Source organism: Cytobacillus sp. (genome assembly GCF_964223445.1).
GTDB lineage: Bacteria > Bacillota > Bacilli > Bacillales > Cytobacillaceae > Cytobacillus.
In genome coordinates, this window is the sequence record NZ_CAXQGS010000117.1 from 23,145 (window position 1) to 46,505 (window position 23,361).

27 protein-coding genes are annotated in these 23,361 nt (G+C 40.7%); 16 read left to right on the forward strand and 11 right to left on the reverse strand.

Translation table 11 applies throughout. The features are described 5' to 3' along the window. Window positions 1-22: 22 nt before the first annotated feature. Both ACEQ1T_RS20205 and ACEQ1T_RS20210 read left to right on the forward strand, forming a co-directional pair. Entirely contained in the window at window positions 23-160 is a 138-nt protein-coding gene (locus tag ACEQ1T_RS20205) for a GNAT family N-acetyltransferase (protein WP_370224449.1), read from the forward strand. 2 nt (window positions 161-162) lie between these two features. Further along, complete coding sequence (locus ACEQ1T_RS20210; protein ID WP_370224451.1) at window positions 163-297, forward strand: GNAT family N-acetyltransferase; 135 nt, start codon at window positions 163-165, stop codon at window positions 295-297. Between the two features lie 28 nt (window positions 298-325). Here ACEQ1T_RS20210 and ACEQ1T_RS20215 read toward each other — a convergent pair whose 3' ends face one another. Next, window positions 326-814, reverse strand: coding sequence for a J domain-containing protein (locus tag ACEQ1T_RS20215; protein ID WP_370224453.1), 489 nt, complete (start codon window positions 812-814; stop codon window positions 326-328). A gap of 207 nt (window positions 815-1,021) precedes the next feature. On the opposite strand from ACEQ1T_RS20215, the gene ACEQ1T_RS20220 reads away from it, so the two are divergent. Further along, a complete protein-coding gene (locus ACEQ1T_RS20220; protein ID WP_280516118.1) occupies window positions 1,022-1,150 on the forward strand; it encodes a hypothetical protein in 129 nt (42 codons plus the stop codon). Window positions 1,151-1,267: 117 nt separating this feature from the next. Here the strand turns inward: ACEQ1T_RS20220 and ACEQ1T_RS20225 are convergent, their stop codons facing one another. Together ACEQ1T_RS20225 and ACEQ1T_RS20230 are read right to left on the reverse strand one after the other, a co-directional pair. Continuing rightward, on the reverse strand, window positions 1,268-1,510 hold the full coding sequence (locus ACEQ1T_RS20225) for a DUF2164 domain-containing protein (protein ID WP_019382696.1): 243 nt from the start codon (window positions 1,508-1,510) through the stop codon (window positions 1,268-1,270). Between the two features lie 117 nt (window positions 1,511-1,627). Continuing rightward, window positions 1,628-1,804 carry a hypothetical protein gene (locus tag ACEQ1T_RS20230; protein WP_206843873.1) on the reverse strand — a complete coding sequence of 59 codons (177 nt, stop codon included), beginning with the start codon at window positions 1,802-1,804 and terminating at the stop codon, window positions 1,628-1,630. A 90-nt stretch (window positions 1,805-1,894) separates the two neighbouring features. On the opposite strand from ACEQ1T_RS20230, the gene ACEQ1T_RS20235 reads away from it, so the two are divergent. The 4 genes from ACEQ1T_RS20235 to ACEQ1T_RS20250 all read left to right on the forward strand — a co-directional run bounded on the left by ACEQ1T_RS20235 (window position 1,895) and on the right by ACEQ1T_RS20250 (window position 4,452). Further along, complete coding sequence (locus ACEQ1T_RS20235) at window positions 1,895-2,857, forward strand: LacI family DNA-binding transcriptional regulator (protein WP_206843876.1); 963 nt, start codon at window positions 1,895-1,897, stop codon at window positions 2,855-2,857. A 275-nt stretch (window positions 2,858-3,132) separates the two neighbouring features. Further along, complete coding sequence (locus ACEQ1T_RS20240) at window positions 3,133-3,606, forward strand: hypothetical protein (RefSeq protein WP_370224456.1); 474 nt, start codon at window positions 3,133-3,135, stop codon at window positions 3,604-3,606. Then, on the forward strand, window positions 3,603-4,112 hold the full coding sequence (locus tag ACEQ1T_RS20245) for a hypothetical protein (RefSeq protein ID WP_206843882.1): 510 nt from the start codon (window positions 3,603-3,605) through the stop codon (window positions 4,110-4,112). Before ACEQ1T_RS20240 ends, ACEQ1T_RS20245 begins: the two co-directional genes overlap by 4 nt. Window positions 4,113-4,251: 139 nt before the next feature. Further along, window positions 4,252-4,452, forward strand: coding sequence for a hypothetical protein (locus ACEQ1T_RS20250; RefSeq protein WP_206843884.1), 201 nt, complete (start codon window positions 4,252-4,254; stop codon window positions 4,450-4,452). Window positions 4,453-4,501: 49 nt separating this feature from the next. On the opposite strand, the gene ACEQ1T_RS20255 is transcribed toward ACEQ1T_RS20250, so the two are convergent. Both ACEQ1T_RS20255 and ACEQ1T_RS20260 read right to left on the reverse strand, forming a co-directional pair. Beyond that, on the reverse strand, window positions 4,502-5,458 hold the full coding sequence (locus ACEQ1T_RS20255; protein ID WP_206843886.1) for a 3-oxoacyl-ACP synthase III family protein: 957 nt from the start codon (window positions 5,456-5,458) through the stop codon (window positions 4,502-4,504). A 147-nt stretch (window positions 5,459-5,605) separates the two neighbouring features. After that, on the reverse strand, window positions 5,606-7,027 hold the full coding sequence (locus ACEQ1T_RS20260) for a VWA domain-containing protein (RefSeq protein ID WP_370224457.1): 1,422 nt from the start codon (window positions 7,025-7,027) through the stop codon (window positions 5,606-5,608). Window positions 7,028-7,172: 145 nt separating this feature from the next. On the opposite strand from ACEQ1T_RS20260, the gene ACEQ1T_RS20265 reads away from it, so the two are divergent. Together ACEQ1T_RS20265 and ACEQ1T_RS20270 are read left to right on the forward strand one after the other, a co-directional pair. Further along, complete coding sequence (locus ACEQ1T_RS20265; protein ID WP_206843891.1) at window positions 7,173-7,715, forward strand: GNAT family N-acetyltransferase; 543 nt, start codon at window positions 7,173-7,175, stop codon at window positions 7,713-7,715. A 68-nt stretch (window positions 7,716-7,783) separates the two neighbouring features. Further along, window positions 7,784-8,125 carry a n-acetylglutamate synthase gene (locus ACEQ1T_RS20270; protein ID WP_370224458.1) on the forward strand — a complete coding sequence of 114 codons (342 nt, stop codon included), beginning with the start codon at window positions 7,784-7,786 and terminating at the stop codon, window positions 8,123-8,125. A 32-nt stretch (window positions 8,126-8,157) separates the two neighbouring features. Here the strand turns inward: ACEQ1T_RS20270 and ACEQ1T_RS20275 are convergent, their stop codons facing one another. From ACEQ1T_RS20275 to ACEQ1T_RS20285, 3 genes are all read right to left on the reverse strand, one after another. Beyond that, window positions 8,158-9,393, reverse strand: coding sequence for a Bcr/CflA family efflux MFS transporter (locus ACEQ1T_RS20275; RefSeq protein WP_370224460.1), 1,236 nt, complete (start codon window positions 9,391-9,393; stop codon window positions 8,158-8,160). Between the two features lie 136 nt (window positions 9,394-9,529). Further along, window positions 9,530-9,913, reverse strand: coding sequence for a VOC family protein (locus ACEQ1T_RS20280; protein WP_206843897.1), 384 nt, complete (start codon window positions 9,911-9,913; stop codon window positions 9,530-9,532). Window positions 9,914-9,976: 63 nt separating this feature from the next. Then, window positions 9,977-10,702, reverse strand: coding sequence for a MurR/RpiR family transcriptional regulator (locus tag ACEQ1T_RS20285; protein ID WP_370224462.1), 726 nt, complete (start codon window positions 10,700-10,702; stop codon window positions 9,977-9,979). 230 nt (window positions 10,703-10,932) lie between these two features. On the opposite strand from ACEQ1T_RS20285, the gene ACEQ1T_RS20290 reads away from it, so the two are divergent. The 3 genes from ACEQ1T_RS20290 (at window position 10,933) to ACEQ1T_RS20300 (ending at window position 13,849) form a co-directional block, all read left to right on the forward strand. Beyond that, window positions 10,933-12,369 carry a glycoside hydrolase family 1 protein gene (locus ACEQ1T_RS20290; protein WP_206843901.1) on the forward strand — a complete coding sequence of 479 codons (1,437 nt, stop codon included), beginning with the start codon at window positions 10,933-10,935 and terminating at the stop codon, window positions 12,367-12,369. Between the two features lie 183 nt (window positions 12,370-12,552). After that, window positions 12,553-13,080, forward strand: a complete 528-nt coding sequence (locus ACEQ1T_RS20295) for a DUF3189 family protein (protein WP_370224463.1) — start codon at window positions 12,553-12,555, stop codon at window positions 13,078-13,080. 151 nt (window positions 13,081-13,231) lie between these two features. Then, a complete protein-coding gene (locus ACEQ1T_RS20300) occupies window positions 13,232-13,849 on the forward strand; it encodes a hypothetical protein (protein WP_370224465.1) in 618 nt (205 codons plus the stop codon). Window positions 13,850-13,942: 93 nt separating this feature from the next. Here ACEQ1T_RS20300 and ACEQ1T_RS20305 read toward each other — a convergent pair whose 3' ends face one another. Next, window positions 13,943-17,632 (reverse strand): polysaccharide deacetylase family protein, encoded by a 3,690-nt coding sequence (locus tag ACEQ1T_RS20305; protein WP_370224466.1) that lies wholly within the window; start codon window positions 17,630-17,632, stop codon window positions 13,943-13,945. A 223-nt stretch (window positions 17,633-17,855) separates the two neighbouring features. Further along, window positions 17,856-18,458, reverse strand: coding sequence for a TetR/AcrR family transcriptional regulator (locus ACEQ1T_RS20310; protein ID WP_370224467.1), 603 nt, complete (start codon window positions 18,456-18,458; stop codon window positions 17,856-17,858). A gap of 182 nt (window positions 18,459-18,640) precedes the next feature. Between ACEQ1T_RS20310 and ACEQ1T_RS20315 the strand changes: the two genes are divergently transcribed. After that, window positions 18,641-19,402, forward strand: a complete 762-nt coding sequence (locus ACEQ1T_RS20315; RefSeq protein ID WP_206843912.1) for an SDR family oxidoreductase — start codon at window positions 18,641-18,643, stop codon at window positions 19,400-19,402. A 196-nt stretch (window positions 19,403-19,598) separates the two neighbouring features. Next, complete coding sequence (locus ACEQ1T_RS20320; RefSeq protein WP_370224469.1) at window positions 19,599-21,077, forward strand: flavin monoamine oxidase family protein; 1,479 nt, start codon at window positions 19,599-19,601, stop codon at window positions 21,075-21,077. A gap of 421 nt (window positions 21,078-21,498) precedes the next feature. On the opposite strand, the gene ACEQ1T_RS20325 is transcribed toward ACEQ1T_RS20320, so the two are convergent. Further along, on the reverse strand, window positions 21,499-22,143 hold the full coding sequence (locus ACEQ1T_RS20325) for a 2OG-Fe(II) oxygenase (protein WP_206843915.1): 645 nt from the start codon (window positions 22,141-22,143) through the stop codon (window positions 21,499-21,501). 272 nt (window positions 22,144-22,415) lie between these two features. Here ACEQ1T_RS20325 and ACEQ1T_RS20330 point away from each other — a divergent pair, with 272 nt between their 5' ends. After that, a complete protein-coding gene (locus tag ACEQ1T_RS20330; RefSeq protein ID WP_370224470.1) occupies window positions 22,416-23,036 on the forward strand; it encodes a YitT family protein in 621 nt (206 codons plus the stop codon). 68 nt (window positions 23,037-23,104) lie between these two features. Beyond that, a complete protein-coding gene (locus ACEQ1T_RS20335; protein WP_206843921.1) occupies window positions 23,105-23,341 on the forward strand; it encodes a hypothetical protein in 237 nt (78 codons plus the stop codon). Window positions 23,342-23,361 lie beyond the last annotated feature (20 nt).

Here is a 23,361-nt window from a genome sequence, read left to right on the forward strand (position 1 = left end):
TGCAGCGAAAGGGGGATAATTGGTGGGTACTCCAATTATCAAAACAGACAGATTAATGTTAAGAAAAATGCAGAAAAGCGATCTGCCTCATTTAATGGAAATTTTTCCCGACCCGGTGGCCATGAGGTATCGCTCCACCAAAACGAGTGGGCAGGCCTAAGATTGGATCAGCTGAGCTTAAAATATAAGAAGCTGGTTTCTATTATAAATGTGAACAATCTTGCTTCTATCCGTGTTGCCGAAAAAGCGGGCATGAAAAAGGAAAAAACATTCCTCAGATCCGGAAATAAGATGTAGGCATATTCCATATCAAACGTTTAGAATTCTAGAAGATGTTTTTATAATGCTCAGTAAACACCTTAAAAAGCCTTTCATCTCCGCCGCGGTCTGGATGGAGGGCTTTTAGAAGTTTCTTGAATTCTTTTCGGATCAATTGCAAATCCTCATCAGGCTTCAGGCCCAGGAGCTTTGCAGGCTTGATTTCTTCATCATCAATCATCTTTTGTGCTTGTATCATTTTCTTCAATGATTTAACTTTGGATTCCTCTATTTGGACACGGGTATTCAGGATCTCCATTTGTCCCTTAAGATCTTTAACTTGCAGAAGGATCCCTTCGAGTTTTTGCTGATAAAGCTCTTCCTGTTTTTTGAAGATGAAATCAGTGAGATCCTTCGTCTTTATTGTGTAGCTGATTTGCCTCCTGGGACTTCGTTCCGCTTTTATTTTTCCTTCTTCTATCCAGCGCTCAAGCTCTGCGTCATTCGCCTTAATTCCAGCTTTATGTAATTGTGCCACAGCATCAGTAATGTTCATCTTTCATGCTCACTCTCTATAAAATCTATTTATCAGTCAAAAATATCATATCACTGAACACTTTCAGAAAAATAACAAGCAGATGACATAGTATTAAAGTTTATTTACACTGGTAACGCCATTATTTCGAATAACTGGAATTATTAGAAAAATAGGCGGAATCTTGATATAATGTAAAAAACTGGACGTGGGAGGATGGAGATAATCATGAAGAAAATGTTCAAATTTGCAGTATGGGTCGCTGCTCTACCGGTTATTTTGCTGTGGACAATCTTTTTTGATTCGAGCGGCAACTCTGCCATGTTTGTGAATGACGTATTTAATGATAAGAAATAGGTTAAAGAAATTGAATGGGCAGCTGGACTCCCGCATATCCTCATTCGGTTCCTTTGAGTCTAGATGAGGGAGTCTTATGCCCGTCAGATTGCTATAAAGTCAAACACCAACCAACAATTATTTTATAGGACGCTCGAGAGTCAGGATTTCATCCTCCATTGAAGCATATTGCTGCTCTACTACATGCTTTACATCTGAAATCGCTGCATTATAGAAATGAGGGGCCAATGACTCTTTAACAAAATCCAGCACCCTTTCTGCACCGAACTCAGATATTTCTTCATCTCTTTCCTCAGAGAAAAAAATCTGGATATCCTCGATCATCTTTTGCTGCTGCTCTTTTGTTATTTTTAAAAACATATCATGCCTTCCTTTCGGTTTTGGATACATGTTACTATACACAGAAATTTCTTCAAAAGGGAGACTGTAATTTTTAAAAGAAATATGTACAGCAGGAAAATGGAAGCCTCCCGCCAGCTACTTATGTGATGAGTCATCGCTATAGACATCAAAGAGAAGTCTGTAATAATCTTTCACATAAATATCTTTGTTTTCAGCCTTTTTTTTTGGATAGAGTGAAATAGGGATAGATGACAAGGCAAGAATCGAACTGCATAATAGAACCAGATATAAGATTCCAGTTAGAATGTACATATAGGATACCTCCTTTAGTTGTTAAAAAAAGCTTATATTATGAAACGCATTTCAGAGCAAGAAAAAAAGTGAAAAAAATTAGGTGGTTTTATGGCAAATATAAAAGACATTGCTAAAAAGGCAGGGGTTTCAGTTACAACCGTTTCCAGAGTGCTGAATAACCATCCTTATGTGAGTGAGGATAAAAGGGGAGCTGTCCTGCAGGCGATGGAGGAATTCAATTATCAGCCGAATATCAATGCTGTTCATTTGAGTAAAGGGGAAACACTTCTTATAGGAGTCGTGGTTCCTTTTACCAATCATCCTTATTTCGGCCTGCTTTTAGAAGGGATTGCAAATGAGGCCATGAAAAACAACTATAAATTAGTTCTTTTTCAAACAAATTACGAGCAAGACAGGGAGATTGAAGCTCTAAAGATGCTGCAGCATAAACAAATCGACTCTTTAATTATTTGTTCCAGAATCTGCGAATGGGATGTCATCAATCAGTTTACCGAGTATGGCCCCATTGTTCTATGTGAAGATGCGAGGAATCATAATGTGTCCTCTGCCTTTATCGACCATTACATGAGTTTCTCTAGTGCTTTAGAGTATCTGCATAATAAAGGGCATCAGAAAATCGGGTATTGCATTGGAAGAAAGACGGGTGCCAACAGCATGCAGCGCGGAAAGGCTTATGCTGATTTTTTAATACGAATTAACGAACGGCATAACGAAGAATATATATTCTATGAGTGTCTGAATTTTGAGCATGGCGAAGAAGTGGTTCGCCGCATATCGAACATGGATAATCCACCGACAGCTTTGCTGGTAACAAGTGATTTTGCTGCTGCCGGAATTGTAACCTCCTGCAGGGAAAAAGGCATCCATATTCCGGATGACCTGGCAATCATGGGGTTCGATAACCAGCCAATCGCCAAAATCATGCACATTACAACACTTGAAATACCGCTGGTTCAAATGGGACGGCAGCTGCTTCTTCAAGCGATTGATGGTAAAAAGCACACACATGAGGAAATATCGGTGAAGCTGATCGAACGGCAAACGGTATAGCAGAATGATGGCTGAAGCGGCTGATCCCAGCCGTTTATTTATTTGTTTGATGCATTTTAAAAAGGATCAGAGGGTGTCCATTCGGACAGGTAAAGAGAAGTCTTATCAAGTTAGTCCGAACAAGGCTCATCCTTCAGACAGGGGAAGAAAAAATCCGGGAGAGTGGTTCCGAACTCCTGAGAAATCCATGGAACGGGGCTACCCAAAGGCATAACATCAGAATAATATTCAAATTCTCAGGTTAAACTAGCAAAAAAGTATGGGACTGATGTTACATGGGATTTGTACTTATCGTTTTTCTAGCATGGCTGGTGCTAATGCTGTTCACATCAATGAATAAAAAGCTGACATTTATTGAAAATACCTTCGTATATCTAGTGGCATTGGTCATACATATCAATTTTACGTGGATTGTGTATGAAGAGTTGAATATGGCGAAGATTTCCCAGCATATTTTAGATAATTCCGCTTTCTTAATACATAGAAGCATAACTATTCCGATCACAGTTGCTATTACACTAAATTTATATAGAACAGCGCATTCCTTTGGTTCAAAATTATTTAAAACCGCCCTGTCAGTTTTGTTCCTAATCCTGGCTGTGGTGATTGCCCTATACTTTGACATTGTAGAATATAAAAAGTGGAATATCGGCTATGAGATTATTTACTTATTCCTCCTTCATTTAGCGGTTCAATCCATGCTGAAGTATTTTGGACAGCTTAAAACAAGAGGGGTGAACGAATCATGAAATTATGGGAGGATTTCGGTGGCAATGAGCTGTATCTCTTGATCATGAATGCTGCTGCCTATCTTATCTATTTTCTCCTCATAAGAAGGCCGGATAAGCTGGCTAAGCAAATCAGAGTACTGAGTCTGCTGTGGGGGATAGCAATTGGGATTTTGTATGATTTCACAATAGGCGGAGGGAGAACCGATTTTTATAAGGTGAACGATTTAAATAATTATGAAGTGACAGATGTTCTTTATTACTTACTATTCGCTCCATTTGGCTACTTCTTTTTTTATTTTTATGAAAAACTGAAGGTCAGCAAAAAGACTTTCATTCTATATGTTTTGGTCTGGGCATTATTTGGGGTGCTTGTACAATGGGTACTAACGGCAGCTGGAATAATTACTCTGCAAAAAGAATATCAGCTCATCCATTCATTTCCTATCTTTCTGCTGACTCAAACACTGACAGGAGTTTATATCCAGGTGCTCAAATCCAAAGAACAGCTTACAGCAGCAGAATAGAAAAACGTTAGGCGGCCTCATCAGGATGGCCGCATTTTTCTGTTTTCATGAACATTTGCTGCTTAAAGGTGTATAATATCTATTTTAGGGATTCGATCTCATCTAATCTGAAAAGTTATAGGAGCACCAAGATCAAATCATGAAAAAATATAAATTAAAGAATCATTTTAAAGGCTTAAAGAAGGGAACTCACTTTTACCTGATTGCTGAGTCTGAATTTATTGGCATTAAAGAGTATGTATTGCGGACAAAAGACTTATCGATCAGGATTTCCATTAATGAAAGCGAGCTGTCCAGGCATTTTACTTTAATGCACAGCTATGCTGCCAAAGGGGGATAAATACCTCCTTTATGGTTGTAAAATAATAAAAAGCCCCCTGTAGGCGGCCTTAAATTAGCTGTTTTGATGTTTGTCCCCAGCGCATGACAATGGCTCCCCAGCCGAGACCTGCACCATATCCAGCAAGTACAACCACATCCCCGTCTTTTATTTTTCCTTCCTTCACTTCTTCATGAAGACCAATTGCTATCGTTGGTGCAGAAGAGTTTCCGTAATATTGTATGGTTTTGGTATGCACTTTTGCCATAGGAAATCCAAGGCGTGCAGTACCTGCTTCAATGATCCGCAAGTTGGATTGGTGAGGGATGATGAAATCGACATCCGGCAAGCTCAGGCCAGATAGTTCCAAAACTTTATGAACCGCTTTGGGAAATCTGTCTACTGCAAATTCAAAAACGGCTCTTCCGTCCATCCTGATGTGCTTGTTTTCATCAAGATGAAGATATTTTCCCCCGCTTCCATCCATTTGCATATGGATGCCGAGAATACCATTGCTTTTTTCCACCTGACCTAAGACAACAGCAGCAGCTCCATCTGAAAACAGCAGCGCCGTCTTTTTATCCATCGGATTCAAGAGGGAAGAGCATTTGTCGACAGCAATGACTAATACGTTTTTATACAACCCGGTCTGAACAAATTGGGCCCCGGTTGCCAGGGCTGTGATAAAGCTGGAACAGCCTGAATGAAGATCCAGCCCCGCACATTGTTCAGCACCGATCCTGTCCTGAACCAAGGCTGCTGTAATGTGGGTGTCATGTGTGTTTGTTCCAATAATGACCATGTCGATATCCTTCGGGTTGACCCCTGCGTCTTCTATCGCACGTTTTCCAGCAATTTCGCACATATCTGTAAGTGATGAGTCTGGAGATTCGTAGCGTCTTTCCAGTATGCCTGTTTTTCTGCATATTTCTTCTTGTGTAATACCGAAACGTTTGGCAATTATCTCATTAGTAATAATAGTTTCTGGAATGTTTACACCGATTCCTAATACACCTGCACTGAACAAAGCACTGACCTCCCGGGATGAGTTAATTTTTACCATTACATTTTATCACATAATTGGACAAATTTTGCAATATTAAGAGTTTTATAATTTTGTTCGAAAAAATGCTCAGAGCATTTCGCCCTGAGCAATCTAAATTTCGTAAGTCTTTTACCAAATGTCACCGCGCTCCTTCTTTAGAGCCTTCATTTTTTCAACCCATTCGTCGACTCTCTGCTTAATTTCAGCACTTTGTGCATCAGCTGAATTTCGGTTTTTTTCATAGAGTTCTAAATAGAGGTCCTTCATTTGCTCGCTTCGTTCATAGCCCCAATCACGAAGTTCTGATCGCTGCTCATCAGTGATCCAGCCGTTGTCTCCCATGACTGTAACAGCATCAAGGATTCGATGTGCTTCACGTCTGCCGATCGTAAATAATTGGCGGGGATAAACTTCTCCCAGTTTATACTCATCTATCATTTCCCATGGGCTTGGCGACAGTGTAAAAGCCCAGGCCAGGTCGCCTGCAGAAGGAAGCCACTCGTATTGGATCGTGTTTTTCAATTCATCCGGGTTATCCGCTTTTAAATATTCCCCATTGCCGGCTTCGGCAACTGCTTTTAATTGGTTCTCGGCTTTTCCATCTACATCAAACCCAATGATATTCACAGTATTGCTGCTGTTGGTTTTCACAAGGTTTTTACTGGCCAGGACAGGGTCGCCATCACATGTTTCGGCACCGTCACTGACAATGTAGATCGTTGTTGACCCATCATAACCGCTGCTCATTTCTGCAGCCTTTTGAATGGCACCGGCAAGCGGTGTCCATCCTTTGCTTTCAAACGAATCAACGGCTTCGTGGAACTCCTTCTTGGAATATTTCCCCATCGGGTAGACTTCCTCTACTCCTGTACAGGAAATTTCCTTATCAGCGTCCGCTTCAGAGCCTTTATGGCCATATACAACAAGGGAAATTTCACTGCTTTGGCCAATTGTCTGCGCGAAACTCTTTACGGCACTTTTAGCGATATCCATTTTCATTTTGCCGCCTGCCTGCATCAGCATGCTTGAGCTGGCATCAAGAAGAATAATGGCCTGTTCTGAAGTCTTTTTTTCTTCCCCAGGCTCTGATTTAGTGGGATCCGGCAGGTAAGGCTCTTCAAAATCTGGCTGGTAGGCATTGGAATTTTCAATGATGTTTTTATAATTAGGACTCGCCAGCAGGGAAAGAAGCCCTTTTTTAATCGAGTCTGTATCTTTGGCTTCTTTCGTCAGCTCTTCCAGTTTGGGGGTCATTTTGCTTATCAGTTCTGGATCGGTTTCAGGCACATTGAATTCAATGGCCTCAATGTCTTTTTCGTATGTGAGCCCTTCCATTAATGTTCCAGGGGTCAATTTCAGCAGGTTTTCTTCAGAGATTTCTAAATTAATATTCTCAGACTCTCCTAAAATGCTTTCCTGCTTTTTTTCTTTCCTGTCTTCTTGCTTTTGTTCTTCTTTGCCTGATGAATCAGCTGCCGCTTTCTCTTTGTCATTGCTGCATGCCGAAAGAATCAATACAGCAGACAGCAGCCATAAAGCATAACGTTTCACATAAATTCTCCTTTTTCTTTAAGTTTTACTAATAATTGAGTTTATCATGGATAAAGCTGGGTTTGAAGTAATTTCCATATGATAGGATTTTTTTACAGCAATTTGGTATAGTTGAAGAAAGGTAGAAAGCAGAGGAGGCAATCCGTTGGAAACAGTTTTTCCGATCCTTGAAACAGAAAGATTAATTTTAAGAGAAGCAACTGAAGAAGATGCAAAAGATATGTTTGTATATCTGTCAGATCACCTGGTTGTAAAGCATATGGGAATCTCGGCCTGTGAATCTGTCGAAGAGGTGCTGGGTGAAATAGAATGGTATAAATCCATTTATAAAAATCGCACTGGAATGCGCTGGGGTATTACCCTAAAGGATTCCGGGAAGGTCATAGGGAGCTGCGGTTTCCTAAACAGGAACCCCAGACATTTCCGAAGTGAAGTCGGTTATGAACTAAGCAGAGAGCATTGGGGAAAAGGGATAGCCAATGAAGCACTTGAGAGAGTTTTAAAATTCGGATTTGATCATCTTGAGCTTGAAAGGATAGAAGCCCTGATAGAGCCTAAAAATCTCTCCTCCCAGAAGCTGGTTGAGAGGCAGGGATTCACGAGAGAAGGTTTGCTTAGGCATTATGAATATGCAAATGGAAAATTTGATGATCTGTATATGTACTCTATATTAAAAGGGGATTTGTAGAGGTACTGGAGTTAAAGAATACATATTGGGTTTGAGTGAAACACCAGATCCGCCGGGAGGATATTTTAATGAACTACAATGGCCGTACCTTTGTTTCTGTTCAAAATACAGAGAATGGTGAAGTATCATCAAAGACTTTTTTTCAGTACAAACAGGAGGGAAACATTATATCTGCTGATTATGGCGGGGGAGAGATTATTCAGGGGACACTTATTGGCATTGTAAATGAAGATGGGAGTTTAGAATTTAGATATAACCATGTGAATAACAAAAATGAAATACGCGGCGGAAAATGTCATTCAAAACCTGAAATATTGCAGGACGGCCGCATCAGGCTATATGAAAAATGGCAATGGCAGGATGACGAGGGGACTGAAGGTCATTCAATTATCGAGGAAGTAAAAGAGTAAAGTTATAAAGGCGGCATGGGAGCCGGAGGGAATTACCCCTCCGCATGCAGCTTCAGGTTCTGTCTGCTTCTATTTGTTTTTTCTTTCGTTAAGGTGAAGAAGAAAACAAAGCCGATGAATGATGTTACAAACAAGATGGCACCCATTGGTACGGCAGTGGTTTCATTAATGCTCACCAAAGGGGAAACAGCTGAACCCAGCACTAAGGGAAGCATTCCAATAACGGCGCTTGCACTGCCAGCACGATGCCCCTGATTTTTCATGGCTAATGTAAATGAGCTGGTGATGATCATCCCCATTGAAGTCATATAGATAAAAATCGGAATGACAAGCATGAACAGCGGCCCTTTAATGATCGTCATGATCAAAAGGAACGAAGTGGCACTGACGGCAATGCAGACGGCTGTCCGGAGCAGGCTTCTTTCCGGAATGACACCTGCCAGGCGGCCAATCAGGTAACTCCCCGTAATGATGGCCAACCCATTAATGCCGAACAGGATGCTGAACATCTGAGGCGATACTCCATAAATCCCCTGATAGACAAAAGGTGTCCCCGAAACATAAGCAAAGCTTCCGCCATGTATGAATCCTACGATAAGGGCATACCCGATGAAGGAACGGTCCCTGAAAAGGCCACCCATGCTTTTAACGGAACTTCCAATGGAGCTTGGGACCCGTTTTTCTGGGGGAAGGGTTTCTTTTAATCGGAAATAGATCACAATGGTAATAAATAATCCCAAAAAGCTTAGAAAATAAAATATGGTTTCCCAGCTTGCAAAAGGAATCAGAAGCAGGGCACCGCCTGTCATTGGCGCTATCATCGGTGCCGTTGCATTAATGACCATAAGCAGGGCAAAAAATTTGGTGAGCTCTTTTCCGCTGAACACATCACGGACAACTGCCCGGGATAAGACAATTCCAGCAGAGGCGGTTAATCCCTGCAGAAAGCGGGCTCCCATAAATGCTGCAATATTTGGTGAAATGGCGCATAAAAGGGAAGATACGGCAAAGAGTGAGATCCCGATAAGCAGTGGTTTTCTTCTGCCATGCGAATCACTGAGCGGTCCGACAATAACCTGTCCAGCTGCAAGTCCAATCAAACACGCTGTTAAACTCATCTGTACAAGTGAAGCTCGGGCACTGAAATCATCAGCGATATCTGGAAAGCCTGGCAAATACATATCAATATTGAATGGCCCCAATATTCCAAGCATGCTGAGGAGAAAAGCCAGTGCAAGCCTCTCTTTTCCAGTCGGATTGTGAATCATGTTAAACACCTTTCTTTCTATGAAGCTGTTAATCTTTTACATAAATATGGCTAGTATACGCCAGGTAAAGGGGGATGTCCAGCGGAGAATGCTGTAAATAAAAAAATCTATGGCAGAATAGCCACAGATTTAATCATTAACAATTGCAGATCATCAATACATTTCCGTCCAAGTCCTGAAAGTTGAAATAAGCAAAATCTCCAATACGCTCTATTTCCTTTACAATGGTGATTCCCTGATCTTTCACAAAAGTGTATGCCTCATCAATATCCTGAGCGAAGAAATTAAATAAAACGTGGCCGGAAGGATTTAAGGTAAAGGCTGGATCAAAGGTGTGGTCATCCAATGTAAGACCGGTTTCAGAGGTGACAGGAATGTTATATACCGGGGATTCTACAGTATCCTTATGAAAAGGCACTCCAAGCAGGGTGCTATACCATTCAGCCGACTTTTTCAGGTCGCTGACATGAATAAAAACATTGTTCACTTTGCTTGCAATCGGGGAAGCAATTGATTTCATATACTCACCGCTTTCATTGTGTTTATTTTACATATTCTCCATCCGATGGAAAATCCCTTTAATCTAAGGGTTTAGCTTATGTATTTCTCTGGCGACAGCTTCCAAAATGTACACAACTGGAACTTGAGTCGTAATATTGGACTGCTCAAAGGTTTCCTCTGTCACATAATAGGCGATGTTTAAATCAGAAATCTTCGCAATCGTTGAAAGCCGGCTGTTTGTGATGCTGATGATTTTACTGCCTTCCTGCTTCAGCTGGTTAAGATGGGTGATTGTAAAAGGAGTTTCCCCTGAGACAGATAAGGCAATTGTGACACTGCTGCTGCGGATACTCGAATGAATCGGAAAATGGGGATCCTTGATATACAGTGAAAACTTGCCAAGGCTGGAGAAATATCTGGCTCCGTATTCAGCCAGTATCCCTGAACTGCCGATTCCTATAAATATAACGTTATCTGCCGTATTTATTAGTTCTGCTGCCTCTCTGATTTTTTCCTCTAAATCACCCCTTAGCGTTCGCTCGAAGAACTCGACGATAGATTGCCTGGAACCTTGTATAGAGGACTTTTTATTTTCCTGCAAATATAATTTAAACTTTATCTTAAATTCAGTGAAACCCTCACAATTCAGCTTCCTGCAGAATCGTAAAATGGTGGCAGTGGAAACATGGGTTTCATCTGCGAGTTCTCGAATCCGCATATAAGGAATCTTTTCTTTGTTTTGACAAATGTAATGGTATATGGCTGTTTCTAAATTATTAAAAGATGCGATGATTTCGTTTGAGAACATGATTCATTAATCTCCCGGCGTAAAAATAGTTAGGCTTATTCTATCACATGTGGAAACAATATGTTACTTTGATGTAACAAATATCAAAATGCGGTTAAATAAGACTTAATTAACTCTAATTATTTACATTCCTTTTGACTCGATTTAAGCTTCTTCTATATCCCTTTTCGGGTAACATAAAAACTCCATTTAAACAAATAGTAAAAATAGCAGGTATTGGAGGGAATGAATTGAAAAAATACAATTTTCCTGAAGGTTTTTTATGGGGCGGCGCCACTGCAGCGAACCAGATAGAAGGCGGTTATAAGGAAGGGAATAAAGGCTTGAATATTGCGGATGTTCTTCCCGGAGGAAAAGAAAGATACAATATCTTAATGAAGCCAGGGTTTGACTTTGAAATTCATGAGGATCAATTTTATTATCCCAATCATGAAGCAATCGATTTCTATCATCGGTTTAAAGAAGATATTGCCTTATTTGCAGAAATGGGCTTCAAGGCATTCCGCATGTCGGTAGCCTGGACCCGCATTTTTCCGAATGGCGATGAGACGGTGCCAAATGAAGAAGGGCTTGCTTTTTATGATCGTGTTTTTGACGAATTGCAGAAATATGGAATTGAGCCGGTTGTAACGATTTCACATTATGAAATGCCCCTTAATTTAGTAAAAGAGTATGGTGGTTGGAGAAACCGCAAAGTTGTCAGTTTTTTTGAGAGGTACGCTAAAGCGATTTTGGGCCGGTATAAAGATAAAGTAAAGTACTGGATGACTTTTAATGAAATCAATAGCGGATTGGTCATGCCAATTAATGGGCTTGGCTTCTCCTATCAAGGTGAAGAAGATAAATACCAGCCGACCTTTCAGGCCTATCACCACCAATTGGTCGCAAGCGCAATCGCGGTAAAGGCATGCCATGAGATTATTCCTGACTCAAAAATTGGCTGCATGATTCTATTTGCGCCTGTGTATGCCTATGACAGCAACCCGGAAAATGTCATGTATGCTCTGCAGGAAGAACAGCTTTTCAATTACTTTTGTGCTGATGTACAGGTACGCGGGGAGTATCCGGCTTTTATTAAAAGATACTTTAAGGAACATCATATCAGCCTGGACATACAGGAAGGCGATCTGGATTTGTTAAAGGACGGTATTGTTGATTATATTGGCTTCAGCTATTATATGTCCCGTACCGATAAGAAGGTTAAGTCAGATGCAGATTCATCGGAAGGGAACATCATTGGCGGGGTTAGGAATCACTTCCTGGAAACAAGTGACTGGGGCTGGGAAATCGACCCTGAAGGTTTGCGGATCAGCTTGAACAAGTTATATGACCGCTATCAGAAACCGCTATTTGTCGTAGAAAACGGACTTGGTGCATATGACAAGGAAGAAGAGGATGGCAGCATCCATGACGACTATCGGATTGACTATCTTCGCGAGCATATAAAAGCAATGGGTGAAGCTATAGAAGATGGCGTCGAGCTAATGGGCTATACAAGCTGGGGCTGCATCGATATGGTCAGCATGTCAACAGGCGAGTTTTCAAAACGCTATGGCTATATTTATGTGGACAAGCATGATGACGGAAGCGGAACAATGGAACGGAAGAAGAAGAAGTCTTTTTATTGGTATAAAGATGTAATCGGGTCAAATGGAGAAAAACTATAGCAAACTTAACTGGCTGCCTGGGGGCAGCCTTTCCTTGTTTAGAAAGTTAAATGTGCAGGTGTTATTATGAGAAATTTACTCATTAACTAATTAAAAAATGTTTATGGAGTAAAATATGAACTAAGTCCAGGAAAATGATATGGCAGAGGTGCTAATAATAACCCTGGTGTTCAGGAAAGTCTGATGAAAAGGGAGATGAAGCAGGTGATTTATATCTACCACGATTTTGGGGGAACTCATACGACATCACTGGCAGCAGCATACCATCTGAAAATAATTCAGAGCCGCAAACTCGAAAAAGAAGAAATAATTGAGCTGCCGTATTTTAATAAATTGACAAAGAAAGATGCAGGAAAATTTATTTTTCATGGTGAGGATGAGGAAGGAAGTCCGGTGTACACCCTTGGAAGAAGATCTTCTAAGCTGGCAGTTGAAACACTGCATCACTTTTGCCATTTATTAAATAGTCATAAAGGAATTAATGATAAAATCGTCCTCTCTGATACTTCACCTGCAGTCCCTCTTGCCCTGACCATCGGAGGATTCATATCCAAAGGCTTAGGTCTGAACAGCATAGGGACTCCACTGGTTATTAAAGGAGCACAGAAATGCAGCGGAAATATTCTGGAGCTGGTGAACGAAACGAAAAAAATTGCCGCCGGTTCTAATTCTGACATAATTAAAATTGACAATAAGGAGTTCCAGGCATAAGAAAAGAATATCTGAAACTTTTTCTCATGACGGTAAATGTTCAGATAAAGAAATATGGAATTATGAAAATAACTAATTATACCCCCATAATATAAGGATTCTCCATCGTATTCTTTGAATATAATTAATAATTAGTCTCGAGGGGAAACATATGAAATCACCAGCTAAGGGGGCCCTTGCCATGGTATTAGCAGGGGCTATAACGTTTTCTGCTGCCAATGGCATGCTGAAAGCTACTAAACTTTTTTCAGAGGAACACTCTTCTGTTTTATCAGGTATTCAACAAAAATCTGAAGTAAACAGACAAATTGACGAAAAGGCGGAAGCAAGCATACTGGCTGTGCAAGAGTATGCGAAACAAAAAACGGTTACAGAAGGTGCTCCTGCTTTTGAAAAATCATTAAAAAAGGAAGAGAAAAGCAATAAGATGATTGTTGCTGCTCAAACGAATACCGAAATTTCCAATCAAAAACCTGCTGTGAATCCTGTTTCAAAAGCTGTATCTGTCTCAAACGAAAAACCTTCGGCACCGGAGTCTGCCACTGCACCTGCGGGAAGCAAGCCAACAAATGAAGCATCAAAACCTGAGACCAGCACAAAAGATCCAAACATACCTGTCTCTGGCACGGGAGGAAGCAGTACAACGAGTCCTGCTGCAAAAACACTCAGCCATGGACAGCAGGTTTCCCAAGCCGCAAAAGAAAAAGCTGTGAGTAATCGGGTCAGCAAAGGAAAAGAAGACAAAGAAAACAATGGGAAAAATCATTAAATCTATCAGAAAGGATCACCAGGTAATGGTGGTCCGTTTAATTCTATAGTTAAGTAAAAGGGCCTCTCCTCAGTTTGGGAAAGGCCCTTTGATTCATTTAATATTCATAATGGAATTATCCTGAGTTACATTGCCATTTCGTTTAAGTTTATTCCAGCCAACGGTTACTCCTTTGATAGCGGAGAAGATCGATTTTACCACTACATAAGTCATCAACTGTTTATATAAAATTCGCTGCAGAAACAATGAGACCAGTGGCTTAGGGCTTTCTTTCTCCAGCCTGAACGCATATAGGGCGGCAAAGAAATCCATCAAGTAAAAAAGGACAAATCCTATGGCTGCTTTTTCAGGTTTTGGGCTGAAAAGGGCAAAGATGAACAATATATCTGCAATAGGAGAAATGGTTTGATAAACATATTGAAATAGCCACATGTTAGGCAGGGCTACATACCCTAATGAATGGTGTTTTTTGTTAAATAATGCCGCACGATGTTTCCAAAGGCATTGGAGAGTACCATATACCCATCTGTAGCGCTGCTTTGCCAGGCTTTTAATATCTTCAGGCACTTCTGTATAAGCATAAGCCTTTTCTTCGAACTCAATTTTCTTATCGTTTCGCAATAGTGCAAGAGTGATATCCGTATCCTCCGCAAGTGTATCCTCTCTAAAGTAACCAGCTTCTTCAACCGCAGACTTTTTCCACGCACCGATGGCACCTGGTACTACGGTAATGCAATTAAGAGCTGCGAACGCTCTTCTTTCCAGATTAAAGCCTGTCACATATTCAATATGCTGCCAATTCGTCAGGAGATTCCCCTTATTGCCAACCTTTACATTACCTGAAACCGCAGCCACTTGATTATCTTTAAAATGGCTAACAAGCAAAGAGATGGCATTTTCAGCAATGAGTGTATCTGCATCTAATGCAATTACTATTTCTCCCTTAGCTTCCTTAAATCCAAGATTTACAGCCGAGGATTTTCCGCCATTGGTTTTTTTAACTAACCGGACGCAGGGATTGTCTGAAAACGCTTCTTCAACTGCACGAGCAGTATGGTCCGTTGAGCCATCGTCGATTATCAGTATCTCAAAATCTGAATAGTCGCTCGATAAAATAGAATCTACAGTTTTGCAAATTACTTTTTCTTCATTATAAGCTGCAATTACTACACTGACATAAGGAGTAAAGTCAGGGTCAATCTGGGTCTCTTCGTGCCTTTTAACCTGTTTCCAGGACAGGAAAACAAGAAATAAGATGCGCAGAACACCTAAAAGGATGGCTGAGTAAAACAAAAAGCTAAGTCCAGAGTTCCAGCTTTTAATGACCTTAAATACCGCCATATCATAAACAGAATAAGGGTTATCCTGATCAGCAAAAGGCATGATTTCAGTATCGCTTTTCCCAATTAAACCAGCAGTTGTCGTAAAAGTGTAGCCCTTATTTTTAAGTGTTTCAATAATAACCGGAAGGGCTTCTGCTGTTTTGGAGCGGTCTCCGCCAGCATCATGTAGCAAAATGACGCTGCCTTCGGACAGCTGATCCAATGTTCGATTTACAAGTTCATCTGCTGAGGATCCCTGCCAATCACCCGGGTCAATGGATTGGCCGACCATGGTATAGCCCAGCTTCTGAGCCTCCATTATAGGAAGCTGCTCGTTTCTTGTGCCCAGTTCCGTATCCGCTATGTAAGGAGGGCGAAAAAGAGTCGTAGAATGGCCGGTTATGCCTTGAATTAAGCGCTGTGTTGCATTTAATTCCATTCGTAAACGAAATGGTGTGATGGATGTAGTATCAGGGTGTGTAAAGGTATGATTTCCGATTTCGTGTCCTTCATCATAAATTCTTTTAACCAGCTGGGGATGCATCAATGCATTTTCTCCAACAATAAAAAAGGTGCCTTTTATCCCATAACTCTTCAAAATGTCCAATATTTTTGGTGTGTACTCCGGATCCGGGCCGTCATCAAAGGTAAGAACGATTTCTTTTTTGCTGGAATTTCCATGGCGGATTACTTCAAAAGGCTTTGGATATTTTACATAGGATTCCTTTTTTATCATTCCATTGGAATCCATTTCTATATTCCTTTTTCCTTTTTCAGTTTGTGAAGCGATTTTCAATACCTCTCCGTTCCCTGTATGAAGTGCTGAGACAGGACTTTCAAAGGCACTTAGCATTTCAGATGGATTAATGATTTCCTTAGGCTTGTTAACAAAACTCCAGATAGAGGGATCCTCCGAACCGAGACGCCATATTGCTATTCCGGTAGAGCCGCCATTAATCGCAAGGTTCATCTGGTTATAAAAAGTACCAGCATCCAAAAACCAGACAGTATGATTTTTTCCGTTTTGTTTATAGCGTAAGTAGGGGTTTCCAGCTTCCATGCTCCAATTGATAGTAAGGTTCTCCTCGCTGCCCAGCTTCATGATATCCCCAAAAGTCATGTCAGCTGCGGGTTTATCTGAACCTTCTTCCCAGTCGTAACCGTATGTTCCCAACCCTGCTACCAATTTTCCGGCTGGAATTTCAGCCTGATCCAAGTTGTCCTTAACCCAATCGGTTTGAGCGACTGGGCCGGGTGTGCTCATGGAATAATGCTGGTCATAGAGCATGACAATCACACGGTCAGCGTATTTTGCTAAAGAAGTATAATCATAGCTTTCGTCATTGGGCGGAACATCCAATGTCACCATTAAGCCTTCTTTGTGGAAGGCTTTATAAACTTTACTCATGAACTGAGTAAAATGGTCCTTGTCAGCTGGTTTAATTGCTTCAAAGTCAATATTAATACCATCAAAGCCATTTGTTATCACATAAGACAGCATTTCTTTTATAAAGAGATCGTCAGCACCTGGAGCAGTGAATAGCCGGTGGAGAACATCTGAATCCCATTTGTTGTCTATAAAATTATTCACTAATGGCAGAATCTTAATTTCATGTTTATTTGCTTCTTTTACAATGGACCGGTCAGTAGAAGATTTGAGCTTTAGATCTGGTGTCACCTGCATCCATTCGGGGACTAGAGTGGTTATGGACTCTTTATTTTTCCTGAAGGATGTTTTACTATTCTTGTCCCAATTGACATAGAATCCATAAACCTCTTGTTTTTGTGTCATTTGCGGCATCTTTGGCTTTTCTGAAATATTCGCTGCAGAATTTCTCTTTTGAATCTGTGGTGCCAATTCCTCTTCATTAAAGGGCTTATTTATCGGATCTATACCGGAACTTGATGCGCTTTGATACAGATGAAGCTCAGGAAGCTTTGGAGCTGTATTTAAACTCTCTATAAAAAATGTTGATATCACAACTATTAATAGGATGAAGCCAGCGCTCATTCGCTTAATTAGGGACCACCGCGTTTTAGCAGGATCAAGAAATATAGATTCCTGTTTTCCCTCGTTTTTTTTCAGCCCCAGGTTATAAAACCAGTGGAAGAAAAAATAGCAGACTAGTCCTACCACACCTCCGAAGACACCTGATGCAATAGATTCCGAGGTTAAAATATTGTTTTTAAGTGTTGAAATGAACCAGGAATCTGCAAATGGGCCAAAATTCATGAAAGGCAGCTTGTGTATGTAAGGTATAAAAACAGTAATCAGAGTGCCCAGGAATAAGGCAATAATATTTAGGCGCAGCAGCAGTGAACAAACAAACAATAAGGGAATACTAAAACCTTCCAAAGGTAAAAATGCCAGAAAAAAACCAAGAGTACTTGCAATCGCTCCTGCATTTCCGGAGACAGGTGCAAACAAAGATCTGACAATCCACCTGAAAAAACGATCCACATTCATTCCTCCCAAAAGTAAAGTCGAATTATGTATAGTAATTTAATAGCTTTTTGGAGTGTATGCTCCAAATATCCAGAGAATCATTATTTCGACAAAAAATGACCATCAACAAAAATTTAGGCTGTCATTCTTTAATTTTGGGGGTGGGAGAAAAAAATGTGTTTGTTTTATTATGGTATTTAAGCAATTTAAGATGAATTAATATAGGTATTGGTTTCATTCAAGTTAATTTGAATACCTCATCTTCTTGTCTGCTCTTTAAGATTTCCAGCAGCTGTTCGGACATATAGTTTGAATCATATTTAAATCCATAATTTATCCATTCCGTAATCATTCCCAATATTGCATGTACATAGAAGCTTGCCTGCAATTCACGATTGATTTTTGGGTTAAACTTTACATCTTTAAGGTCTTTCAAAGTTACCTCCTTCAGTACATCGCACAATTTGCTTTGCAATCCGGATAAGGCATTTGATTTTACCATTAAGGAATAGAATTCTTTTTTATGACTAACATGTTCAAAAATTTTAATGGCAGAAGAGGTAAGGGTCTTTAACTGGAAGGTTTCTGTGTTCTTGTATGGTTCGCGATAGGAGGAGATTAGATCTGATATCACATCATCGACCATTTCATCGAGGATATCCTCTTTGTATTCATAATGCTTATAAAATGTACCCCTGTTGAGATTGGCTGTCTTCACGATATCCGTTATGGTTATTTTTTTGAATTCCTTCGTCTGCATTAAGGATAATAGGGCATCCATTAAAGCTTGTTTTGATTTTGTTATTCTTCGGTCTATAGGGAGATTCTGCTTACTGGACATAAAAGGCCTCCATAGTTGAAATAGGATGAAAAAATAATCAAAATACAATGAATGTGTTCAATAGTAGACAAATCGCTGATAATTTGCTGATTGAATGGGCGTCCTTATTAACATATTATAAAGATGTAAGAGATAATCAACAAGTGTTCACTAAATTATTCAGCTGAACGGAGGAAATCTAAATGAAGCTTCAGGATAAAGTAGCGATTGTAACAGGTGCAGCATCCGGAATGGGAAAAGCGATTGCGGAGTTGTACGCAAAGGAAGGTGCAAGTGTCATTGCCGCTGACCTGAACCTGGAAGGGGCCGAGGCTGTGGTAAAGGGAATCACTGTGAATGGCGGAAAGGCCAAAGCTGTTCAGGTTAATGTTTCAAAACAAGATGATATTGAAAGAATGATAGATGGAGCTGTTCATGAATTTGGAGCGCTGGATATCCTGGTGAATAACGCAGGAATTATGGACGGGTTTGAACCCGTTGGAGACATCCAGGATGAACGATGGGATTTAATATTTGATATTAATACAAAAGGCGTCATGCGTTCAATAAGAAAAGCCATCCCTCTCTTTTTAGATAAAGGGAAAGGGGTAATCATCAATACTGCTTCTACAGGCGGATTAAATGGCGCCCATGCAGGCGCTGCTTATGGGGCATCAAAGCATGCCGTGATAGGGCTTACGAAAAACACTGCCTATATGTACGCAAACAGCGGCATCCGCTGTAACGCCATTGCACCAGGCGGTGTGGAAACAAACATTGCCTCATCAATGAAAAGCCTGAATGAATTTGGATTCAGCCGTACAAAGGCTGTTCAGGGTGTTATGCCAAGAGTCGGAAAGCCGGAGGAAATTGCACAGGTTGCATTATTCCTGGCATCTGATGATTCCAGCTTTGTTAATGGATCCGTGATCGTTGCTGATGGCGGATGGACAGCAGCGTTCTAGCAGAATCATATTTATAGGGTGAGGCATCAAATCATGAAGATTTGGTGCCTTTTTTTGCGATAAATAAGCTAAGTGGTTTTGGCCGTGACTTGATTCATGCATAGCTGCCAAATTCATAAAAGAATCATAATCTGAAGTTGTCCGGCAGTATGATAAAGTAATAACTTTTTGACAGATCCCCAGGAGGAGAATAGGTATGGTCTTTTATCGGGATCCACAGTTAAATACAGAAGAAATGCTATCCATCATCAGAAACGGTCTCGGCCTTTCTAAGGTCCAAAAAAAAATAATCGTTGTCGGTGCCGGTATGTCAGGTCTTGTTGCCGCTTCCCTGCTGAAGGCAGCAGGGCATGATGTGACGGTTTTAGAAGCAACACAAAGGGTTGGCGGCAGAATATTTACAATGAGGGAGCCTTTTATGGACGGAATGTATCTGGATGTGGGAGCCATGCGCATTCCTCATACTCACTCTTTAGTTTTGGAATATATAAAAAAATTCCGTTTAAAGGTAAATGAATTCCGGAACACAACTCCTCAGGATCTTATCTTTGCCAATGGCATTAAAATAAATCGCACCATATATCAGCAAAACCCTGATATCCTGCGTTACCCTGTTGCTCCGCATGAAAAAGGGAAGACGGCGGAGGATCTGCTTACGATGGCCATTAAGCCTGTAGCAGATTTTATTAATCAAAACCCTGCTCGAAATTGGAGTATTATAGTAAAAGAATTTGACCGGTATCCGATAAGCTTCTTTCTCAGATACAACCCGGTTGGACCGAGTTTATCACCTGGTGCCCTTGAAAGCATTAAAGTTTTGCTTGGTCTGGAAGGTTTCCCGGAGTTGTCGTTTCCTGCGATTCTGCGGGAACTGCTTCCTTTATTTAGCCCGGACATTCATTTTTATGAAGTAGAAGGAGGGAATGACAAGCTTCCAAATGCTTTTTTGCCCCAGTTAAAAGAAGACCTTTATTTCGGTTATCAAATGACAAAAATAGAACAGGATCCTCAGCAGGTTACAATCCATGCCAGACATACCTTGAGTCAAAGACCTTTGATGGTCAGTGGTGATCTTGCCATCTTAACTATACCTTTTTCTTTGCTGTCCTTCGTTGAAATCGTTCCCCGGCAATCATTTTCCCCGAATAAATGGAAAGCCATAAGGGAACTGCATTATGTTTCCTCCACGAAAATTGGACTGCAGTTTAAACAGCGGTTTTGGGAACGCGAAGGTTTGCAGGGAGGAAAGCTGATGACGGATCTGCCCATTCGGTTCGCTGCCTATCCGAGCCATTTAATTGGGTCAGCAGGTTCCGGCATCATTATGGCAAGCTATACATGGGAAGATGATACTTTATCCTGGGATAACCTTAAGGAAGGAGATCGGATTCGGAATGCCCTTGACAATTTAGCTGTCGTTCATGGCAATCAGGTTTACGAGTATTTCTTAACAGGCGCCTCCCATAGCTGGTCACAATATCCGTTTTCTGGCGGAGCCTTCTCCATGTTCAAACCGAACCAGGAAACAGAGTTATTCCCATTTATTCCTGTTCCGGAGGGAAGAGTCCATTTCGCCGGGGAACACACGTCCACAGCCCCGGGATGGATTGAAGGGGCGATTCAATCAGGAATAAGGGTTGCACTTGAAGTAACCGATTTGCCCCGCAGCTATTAGGGGCGGCAAAAGCTAAAATGCGACAGGAATGTCTTTTTTTGACGTTAAAATGTGCCATAGGATAGGCACTTTTTAACGATTTTCCAACAAATTGTACAAGACAGATGTAAACGCTTTCATTATAATTAAATTAACAGATAGGAAGGGGGATGCGTTCAGGTGGAACTTTTAATGGAACAATGTGAACATGGCCAGCAGGAAGAACCTTGTGAAAAGTGTGCCCCTAATCTAGAAGGGGAAGAGAGTTACGACACCTCTGAATATGACTATCATAAGAGACTGTGGTTCTAAGAAAAGCCTCAGCGCCTTGCCCGCCCCGGTTTCGTGAACTCGAGGGGGCAGGCGCTGAGGCTGGACAATTTCAATTGATTGTATTTTAAAAGACACTTGGAGAAAAAATTTTCCCAAGTGTTTTTTCTATCTAAAATTTCTTTCTCCTCATCCATTGCGTAGCAGCCCATTTATCTCCGATGACAACAGGTGCACCGCCATGAAGTGTCAGGTCGTTTAAGTTCTGATCATTATAAAAGTATTCAAAATAAACAGCCATGCCTTTTTGTGGAGAAACGGAGAAGTTAAGCTTAGGAAAATACGTTTCCCCGCCCTGTTCCACATCATTCAGGTACATGACGAGCGTGCTGATTCTCGGATTGCTTGCTGCTCTGCTGGTTGAAGAGAAAAAGTCAAAATGAGCTTTATATTCCTGGCCTATTTTATAATTAAGGATCTGCAGCCCTTCACCATGCTCAACTGGAATGTTCATGATTTGTGAGATTCTTTTTTCGATTCTGGAGACAATTTCATTCTCCCCTTCATGGAAAAAAGTACTGCTGCTGGTTCGCAGTTCATCAGCTTCAATGGAGTTGGCAACTTTTGAACGCTGCATGCGCTCTTTTGATTGCTGAATCAGCTGGTCACATTCTTCATCGCTCAGGACATTTCCCAGAATCACGATCAATGGTTCTGCTAATCTGGCAATTATATGAATTTCCCGATCTTCTGTAATAATCTTATTTCCAACATGATCAAAAATCGTTGGTTCTTTAATAGATGCATCCATTGCCATATACATCAACCTCTTTTTATTTAGTTTTCTGAAAATTCAATATATTTAAAGGCTGCTTAAAGTATTTCTATTAGTGCGTTCCATCCTCCTATACAAATGGATGTCTGTGTCAGTTTTTCAACTGGCTGAATTTATTTTACACTCTGATATGAAGGAATTCTATCTTTTTTTTACTGGAAACTATTAAAATAGAAAGGAGGCTTCTGCATTTTATTGATTTTTCGGGAATATATTTCAATACATAAGCCAGTCTGAACAAAAGGAGATGGCCAGTGTATAAAAATAGGATTCAATACTATTTAAGCCAAAGACGAAAGGGTAATTTTTCCGCCTTTAAAAATGGGCTGATTATCATATTCGGAGCAACACTTGTGGCTGTTTCCCTGCAATTATTCCTTGTGAAAAATTATGTTATTGATGGAGGCATTGTTGGATTGAGCATCATCCTTTCACATGTATTTCATGTAGATGTGGGTGTCTTGATCCTGCTGTTGAATCTCCCCTTTTTAGTGGCGGGCTTTTTCTACTTAGGGGGAAGATTTTTGGTGTTAAGCCTTTTTGCCAGTTCCGTGCTGGCAGGTGAGACATACATATTGGCCCCATTTGAGGAAGTGACTGACCATCCCCTGCTGATCATAATTCTGGGAGGTCTTTTGCTCGGAATGGGAGTGGGTCTCATTATCCGGTTTGGAGCCTGTCTGGATGGTACAGAAGTTTTGGCTATTTTATTCAGCGAGCGTTTGCCTTTAACCATCGGGCAATGCATCCTATTAATGAATACCATTATCTTTGGAAGTTCTGTTTTTTTATTCGGCATTACAGAAGCCGCATACTCCCTTGCTACATTTTTTGTTGCATATAAAACCATAGATACCATTATTATGAAGACTTAAACATTTTCGGATAAATTTGATGGGCCAGGTGCATTCTAAATAGTAAAAAAAGCTAAAGGAGATTATTTGTGAATCCATACGAAATTACCAGTATGATTATTGATGATGAATTTGATGGAGAAGAATATGCCACAATTGAATTTCTCCAGGAAAATAATACTTATAGCATAACATTTAAAAAAGCTGATCTTGAAGTGATCAACGCCTGGGTATTTCATGATGGCTCGTCGCTTCCGGCAAATTTGTCTGAGGAGATGATAGAGTCAATCAGAAACTCTGTGAAAAAAAGAATAGGACAAAAATAGAGGCAGGAAAGCGAACCTCT